Here is a 2,291-nt window from a genome sequence, read left to right as displayed (position 1 = left end):
TATCTTTGTTTGGTTCGAGGGTCGTCGCTGTGTGTGTGATTGGCAAGGTGGGGGGTGTCGAGGGGGGGGCGTGGGGGCCCGGAACCTTGGGAACTGCTCCCGCCTTGGCGTGTTACGTGGTTCTATCGACCGTCTTGGCTCCGGCCGGGCACGTCGCGTTGCCCATCGTCCATCGCCCCCTGGAATGCTTGCGGATTCCGGTGCGGATCGCGGCAGACCTTCGCGTACTTGGCTTTGAGACCGCCGGCGATCTCATCTCCCAGCCGCGGTCCCCGCTCACGCTCCGTTTCGGGCCCGATATCCCACGCCGATTGGCCCAGGCGCTTGGCGAAGTAGCGGAGCCGATAATCGCGATACGGCCGCCCGATCTCATTGAGGTCCGGCGTGCCTTCGCCGAGCCCATTGGCGCTCCCGAAACGATCGCCCGCTACATCGGTAAGCTCGTCGCCGAACTCTGCGAACGCCTCGAAGAGCGCGCCCTCGGTGGCAGGCGCCTCGATTTGATCTGCCACCGCCTCGACGGAGGTCTTCAAACCATACGGATCGGGCTTGCACGGCCTGTTTGCGACGTGAGGCGCCTCACACGTCTGCTCTGCGAAAAGATTGAAATACTCGCGCCCGGCTTGGGAATCGAGATCATGACGCTCGCCGCAATCTTGGCCGAACCGCTGGAGCGCAAGCAGATTGCGGGCTCGCTCGTGGAGGAATTCGACCCGGACGTCTCCGGGTTGATCGACATCCTGGCAAATCGCGTCGGCGACAAAGCTGTCTACCGCCTAGTCCCCGTTGCCAGCGACGTCCCGGAACGATCCGTCCGCCGGGTTGCAGCACTTGCCGAGGAAACCGGAGCCGTATGGCCGACCCACTGGCCGCGGCCCGCTCGCCTGCTGTCCTGTCCGGAGCCGGTGGAGACGCTGGCGCTACTGCCCGACCATCCGCCTGCCTGGTTCAGCTGGCGCGGCATTCGGCGCCGCGTCAGGCGCGCGGACGGGCCCGAGCGCGTGTTCGGGGAGTGGTGGAAGCGGGACGCAGAGATGGCGGCGGTTCGTGACTATTTCCAAGTCGAGGACGACGCGGGAGAGCGCTACTGGCTGTATCGCGCCGGCGACGGCGAGGACACCGCCACGGGATCGCAAAGGTGGTTCCTCCATGGGGTGTTCGGATGAGCACGCGCTACGCCGAGCTCCAAGTCACCAGCCACTTCAGCTTCCTGCGTGGCGCGTCCTCCGCCGAGGAGCTTTTCGCGCAGGCTGCCATGCTGGGCATCAAGGCCCTGGCCGTCGTCGATCGCAATTCGCTTGCAGGTATCGTCCGGGCCCATGAGGCCGCGAAGACGACGGGCATACGGCTCATCGTCGGATGCCGCTTGGATCTCGCCGACGGGATGTCGCTCCTCGTCTACCCCACCGACCGCGCCGCTTATTCCCGTCTCTGCCGGCTGCTTTCGATAGGGAAGAAGCGTGGCGGGAAGGCACGCTGCCACCTCGAATGGTCGGATGTCGTTGCCCATAGCGAGGGTTTGGTCGCCGTCCTTGTACCAGACCAAGCCGACGACGAATGTGCCTTCCGTCTGCGCAGGCTTCGGGACGGCTTCGGCGACCGGGGCTACGTCGCGCTGTCGCTGCGGCGCCGGCCGAACGACGCTCTCCGGCTTCACGAGCTTTCGAACCTTGCAACCCGGATGCGCGTGCCGACGGTCGTCACCAACGACGTGCTGTTCCACAAGCCAGCGCGGCGTATCTTGCAGGATGTCGTCACCTGCATCCGGCACAATGTCACGATTGACGCTCTCGGCGACCGCCGCGAGCGCCACGCCGACCGCTACCTGAAGCTCCCCGAGGAAATGTATCGGCTGTTCGCGCGCTATCCCGAGGCATTGGCCCGAACGCTCCACATCGCCGACCGCTGCCGGTTTTCGCTCGATGAACTCGCCTACCAATACCCGGAGGAGCGCGACGATCCCTCGCTGACGCCGCAGGAGACCCTGGCTAAGCTGACTTGGGCAGGCGCCGTAGCCCGGTACCCCGAAGGTATTCCCGACAGTGTCCGTGCCAGCCTGAACCACGAGCTAACGCTGATCGAGAAGCTCGGATATGCCCCCTATTTTCTGACAGTCAACGCGATCGTCCGTTTCGCCCGTTCGCGCGACATTCTCTGCCAAGGACGCGATCGGCGCCCATGGCGAGGCCGGTCCGGATCGTCTCGGCCGCCTGCTGGGGGCCGACCGACACGACGATCACCTCGGTCGCCTTGCCCGCTTCCTTGAGCCGCAGTGCCTCTTCGACCGCGAT

General features: G+C 65.4%; 1 protein-coding gene and 2 pseudogenes. 2 read left to right on the top strand and 1 reads right to left on the bottom strand.

Translation table 11 applies throughout. The features are described from left to right. Positions 1-1,166 (top strand): DUF6504 family protein (locus B6S44_RS16220; protein ID WP_465246119.1); only part of this gene is annotated, 1,166 nt, incomplete at its 5' end. Beyond that, positions 1,163-2,167 (top strand): annotated as a pseudogene (locus B6S44_RS16215) (PHP domain-containing protein); the annotation flags it as partial. The gene B6S44_RS16220 and the pseudogene B6S44_RS16215, both read left to right, overlap by 4 nt. On the opposite strand, the pseudogene B6S44_RS29875 reads toward B6S44_RS16215, so the two are convergent. Beyond that, positions 2,166-2,291 (bottom strand): annotated as a pseudogene (locus B6S44_RS29875) (electron transfer flavoprotein subunit beta/FixA family protein); the annotation flags it as partial. The pseudogenes B6S44_RS16215 and B6S44_RS29875 overlap by 2 nt on opposite strands.

Source organism: Allobosea sp. Tri-44, assembly GCF_004123845.1.
Taxonomy (GTDB): domain Bacteria; phylum Pseudomonadota; class Alphaproteobacteria; order Rhizobiales; family Beijerinckiaceae; genus Allobosea.
Note: the sequence above shows the minus strand (reverse complement) of the source record. Positions and strands in the feature narration are given on the sequence as shown.